We start from the raw sequence: 5,887 nt of genomic DNA on the forward strand, positions 1-5,887 counted from the left end.
CTCATTCAATGCCCCACTAAAAATGGGGGGATTACCAGATCTCTATCGCAAGGCTATTGAGGATCTTGCACAAAAAAGCCGAAAATCTGAAATTGATATTGCAAATATTGCCATTTCCTTGGCATCCAGAAGTCTATCAATACAAGATTCTGATTTGCGCAAAACAGATCCGGGATATTATCTTCTTATGGAAGGACGCTCCCTTCTGGAAGAGGAAATAGAGTTCCGACCTACTTTTTCTACAAGGATGGTTCGGGCTTTCTGCAGAAGAGGCATTATCGGCTACGGTTTGATTGTTACTCTTCTCACTCTTTTTTTTCTGTTTCTGCCGCTTGCTTTCTCAATAACAGAAACGCCGTTTTGGCCCTGGCTTCTGCTAATAAGCGTCTTGGCGTTTTTTCCAGCATCTGAAGCTGCGGTTTCTTGCATCAATCACTTTTTGTTGCGTGTTCTCAAGGTTGGTACTTTGCCAGGCTTGGAATTGCTGGAAGGTGTTCCAGCCGATATGCGCACCATGGTTGTTATCCCGGCTCTCCTGACCGATGAAAAAACCATCAGAACCCTTCTGGAAAGGTTGGAAGTCCACTATCTAGCAACCCATGATGAAACTGTTCATTTTGCTCTTCTGACAGATTGGAAAGACCATGAAAGCTTTCAGGCTCCTGAGGATGAGAGGCTTCTGAGGTTGGCTGTTGACGGAATAAGAGATCTCAATAACCGCTTTCTTCCCCCAGAGAATGCGGACCGGTTTTTGCTTTTGCATCGCCGCAGAGTTTGGAGTGATAGCGAGCGGATATGGATGGGATGGGAGCGTAAGCGTGGCAAGCTTCATGAGCTCAACCGTTTGTTGCGCGGGGCAACAGATACCACTTTTATGGCAGACCCGGAGCGCCGCCTTCCAGCATCTGTCAAATATATCATTACTTTAGACGCTGATACGCGTCTTCCACTTGAAACTGTTAAACGCTTGGTGGGAAAGCTTGCCCATCCTCTCAATTCCCCCCGCTTTAACCCTGATACAGGGCGAGTTGAACAGGGTTATGCCATATTGCAGCCCCGTGTTACGCCTTCTCTTCCTGTAGGACACCACAGTACACTTTTTCAGAAGTTCTTTTCTACAGCGACAGGAATAGATACGTATTCCTCCGCAATCTCAGACCTTTATCAGGATATGTTTGGAGAAGGTTCTTATGCTGGAAAGGGCATTTACCATATTGATGCCTTTGAATCTGCTCTCTCAGGCCGTGTTCCAGATGCCTCGCTTTTGAGTCATGATCTGTTTGAAGGTATTTTTGCGCGCGCAGGATTGGTTTCAGATATAGAAGTCATAGAAGAATTCCCAACAGATTACATTGTTGCTGCACAAAGGTTACATCGCTGGACCCGCGGAGACTGGCAACTTCTGCCCTGGATACTTTCCGGTATAATCCGCAAACCTTTACCCCGTGATCGTTTTTCCGGGATTTCACGCTGGAAAATGCTGGATAATTTACGCAGAACGCTGTGCGCGCCTTTTACGATTCTTGCTCTTCTTGCATGCTGGATTTTTATGCCGGAAAGCTCCGGAATATGGACAGCGTTCGTCCTGCTAGCTGTTTCCCTGCCAATATTTTTGCCAATTCTTCCAGATATCATTCCTAGGCAGGAGTGGATAACATTCCGAAATTACGTCAGCGTTCTTCTCTCCCAAGCATCAAAAGCCTTTGTCACTGTGGCGCTGACTATTACGTTTCTTGCGCATCAATCATTCCTCATGTTTGATGCAATAATTCGCACACTAACCCGTGTTTCTATTACCCATAAACACCTTCTACAATGGGTTCCAACTGCGCAGACCATAGATGTGAAGCCTGCGGGGATGGTAGATTACTATCGCAAAATGCTTCCCGCACCGCTATTTTCAGTGCTGCTTTCTGGTTTTATGGCATGGCACAGTCCGGAAGATCTCCTTCTGGCAGGGCCATTAGCGTTTTTGTGGGGCTTATCACCCGCCATAGCGTTATGGACCAGCCGTGCCCCTGTTCTTCCCTCAAAATCCCGACCATCACGTACAGATATTCGCACATTACGCGTTACCGCGCGCCGCACTTGGGTATTTTTTGAAACATTTGTCACTTCAGATGATCATATGTTGCCTCCTGATAATTTTCAGGAGGACCCACGCCAGGTTCTTGCGCGGCGAACATCTCCAACAAACATAGGACTTTATCTTCTCTGTACTGTTAGCGCGAGAGACTTTGGGTGGTGCGGCCTACAAGATACATTGGACCGGCTGGAGGAAACATTTGAAACACTAAAGAAAATGCAAAAATATAAAGGGCATTTCTATAATTGGTATAGTACGGTCGATCTTACCCCTCTTTCTCCCATGTATGTCTCTACGGTCGATAGTGGAAATCTGGCTGGGCATCTTATCGCGGTTGCTGCAGCATGTCAGGAATGGCTAGGAGAGCAGGAAGAGAATCTCTCTTGGCGGGCCGGATTGTTGGATAGTGTTACAATCGCCATAATGGACATGATGTTTCATAATGGCATCCGTCTTCCTCTTAACAAGCAGCAAAAAGTGCTGATCAGATCGCTCAGCCGGTTGAAAAACGCACTTCTTACGGCGTCTGAAGAAGAACCGGAGGCCTGTCTTCGTAATCTTGAAAAAAAAGCCCAGACGATTGCTGCGCATGCGCAGCATCCGTCCCTTTTTCCAGACAATTCAGAGCCTTCTGACGTTGCCGATTTACTGTACTGGATATCTGCTCCCCTTAGAACAATAGAAAGCCATCTTCGAGATTATGATGTCCAACTCCGGCAAAATACTCCTGTTAGATTGCGGGCCTTAATTCAACTAGCCCGAAACATGGCGCAGGAAATGGAGTTCGGCTTTTTACGGGATTCATCACGAAAATTGCTCTCGATCGGTTACCAGGTTTCAGCAGATACACAGGACCAGAATTGTTACGATCTTCTGGCATCTGAAGCACGTTTGGCTGTATTCTATGCCATAGCCAAAGGAGATATTCCGGCCCGTGACTGGTTCCGCCTTGGACGCCCCATTACAGCAAGTGGCAATGGAGCCGTTCTCGTGTCCTGGTCGGGCTCCATGTTCGAATATCTTATGCCATCATTAGTCATGCGTGCCCCTATGGGGAGTTTGCTTGAAGAAACCAATACCCTGATTGTGCAGCACCAGATTGATTACGGGTATGCGCGTAACATTCCGTGGGGAATTTCTGAATCGGCCTACAATGCGCGTGATATGGATTATACTTATCAGTATTCCAATTTTGGTGTGCCGGGTTTGGGGTTAAAGCGTAGGCTGGGTGAAAATACGGTTGTCGCACCTTATGCTACCCTTCTGGCGGCTATGGTTGACCCACAAAAAGCAGTGTCTAACCTTTTCGTGCTGGAAAAAGCAGGCGCAAGAGGCCGCTACGGATTTTATGAGGCTCTGGATTATACGCCAGAGCGGGTGCCCGAACATCAGGATGTTGCGGTTATTCGCGCCTACATGGCTCATCACCAAGGCATGTCTATTCTGGCTGTGGCAGATACGGTTCTGGAAGGCGTTATGCGAGCACGGTTCCATAAAGATCCCGTCATAGCCTCGGCCGAACTTCTCCTTCAGGAGCAGGCACCGCAGCAAGGTGTGGTGGCCCGCCCTCTGCCTTCGGAAGAAAATATTAAGGCGCAGCCTCATTCGGCTGCCATTTCCTTTGGTCGTCGTTACCACACTGCCTCTACGCCGGAGCCTGTCACGCATCTTCTCTCGAACGGTCGTTACTCCGTCATGCTGACAGCGGCAGGGTCCGGGTATAGTCGCTGGCAAGGTCAAGCACTGACACGCTGGCGGGAAGACGCCACTCTCGATAATTTTGGGGCTTATATTTATCTGAAAAACATAAAAACCGGGAACATATGGTCTGCTGGTATTCAACCATGCGGAGAAACACCGGACGATTATTCAGCTGTTTTTTATGAAGACCGAGCAGAATTTTCTCGTCAGGATGGTGCTCTTACAACCACAATGGAAGTGCTCGTCTCACCGGAAGATGATGCAGAAATCAGGAACATAACGGTATCGAACGCAGGTCATGAAGTAGTTGAGATCGATATTACATCCTATATGGAACTGGCTCTTCTTCCTCAAATTGCTGATCTTGCACATCCTGCATTTACAAAACTTTTTGTTCAGACAGAGTATGTTCCGAGCGCCAAGGCACTGCTGGCAACCCGGAGACGGCGCGAGCCGAATGAGCCTGAGATATGGATGGCGCACCTCGCTGTATGTCCGACATCTGTGGAGATGGAAACCAACCGCGCCCATTTTATAGGGCGTGGACACACCTTAAAAGCACCCGCTGCCATAACGGGAAAACGTTCTTTATCTGGCCAGACGGGAACGGTCCTTGATCCTTCGTTCTCTCTTCGCAGTCGTGTCACTATCAAGCCTGGAGCTACAGCCAGGATATCATTCTGGACCATGGTTGCTTCTTCTCGAGACAAAATTCTGGAGTTAATTGACACACATCAGGATACGTCAGCCCTTGATCGTATCCGTACGTTGGCATGGACACATGCTCAGATACAGTTGCGTCATCTTGATGTCTCTTCCGCCGATGCCAATCTTTTTCAAACTTTGGCATCTTCTCTCCTCTTTGCAGGCTCTTCCCTGCGATCTTCTTCTCATACCATCGTTCGAGGCGCCGCAGCACAACCAATTTTGTGGGAACAGGGGATCTCTGGAGACCTTCCCATCCTAGTGCTGCGGATCAAGGATAACGTAGATATTCCTGTTGTCCATAAGCTTCTTATGGGCTTTGAATATCTACGCTTGAAACAATTGGAGTTCGATTTTGTTATTCTGAATGAGCATCCTAGTTCTTATTTGCAAGAACTACAAATGTCTCTTGAAGAACAGGTGCGCGCTCTTCCTAAAATTTCTGATAGTGGTGGTTCTGTCCGTATTTTACGCGCAGATCTCATCACTCCTGCGTTTCAGGCGCAGCTTCTGTCAGTAGCGCGTATTGTTCTGGATGCAACCAAGTCTCTTGAAGAGCGGCTCCTTTATTCTGATCTGATGTTCCCCCGGAAGAGAAAAATTATACAGGACAAAACCACACAGACAGAAAAATCATTGTCTCTTCCCTCTCTTCCAGATCTTGAATTTTTCAACGGATATGGTGGCTTTGCAGAAGGCGGTCGGACCTATGTTGTTGTTATTGGACCAGGCAAAACAACGCCTGCGCCCTGGATTAATGTCATAGCAAATGAAAATTTCGGATTTCAGGCATCAGCAGACGGAAGTGGTTATACATGGGCGCTTAACAGTAAGGAGCGTCAAATTACCCCATGGTCAAATGATCCAGTCAGCAACCCTGCGGGAGAAGTTTTTTATCTTCAGGATGAAGAAACAAAAATTCTCTGGTGCCTGACAGCAGCGACAAGGCGAGATCCGGAGGCAACATATGTCGCTCACCATGGGTACGGATACACGCGCTATGAACGGATTGCTGAAGGTATTGCCAGCACTTTGCTGCAATATGTTCCAACAGAAGATTCCGTAAAACTCTCCCGTATCCAGCTTCATAATCTATCCGGACGCTCTCGCACGTTATCTGTGACCGCGTATGTGGAGTGGCTTCTGGGTACATCCCGCACACAGATGGCGCAGTTCGTTACAACAGAAATAGATGATGAAACGGGCGCTATCTTCGCCCACAACCGCTGGAACCCGACTTATGGCGCCCGCGTCGCTTTTGCGGATATTGGAGGGTATGTCACTGCGTCATCGGGGGATCGTAGGAGTTTTATTGGGCGCAATGGCTCTCTTGATAGTCCTGATGCATTTACAGCGCTCGACGCGGATTTCTCACACTTGAGGCAATTTCGGGTC

1 protein-coding gene is annotated in these 5,887 nt (G+C 48.0%); it reads left to right on the forward strand.

Going from position 1 to position 5,887, the window contains the following annotated elements:
- Window positions 1-5,887 (forward strand): glucoamylase family protein (locus AD944_RS01415; protein WP_061474692.1); only part of this gene is annotated, 5,887 nt, incomplete at both ends.

Source organism: Acetobacter tropicalis, assembly GCF_001580915.1.
Taxonomy (GTDB): domain Bacteria; phylum Pseudomonadota; class Alphaproteobacteria; order Acetobacterales; family Acetobacteraceae; genus Acetobacter; species Acetobacter tropicalis.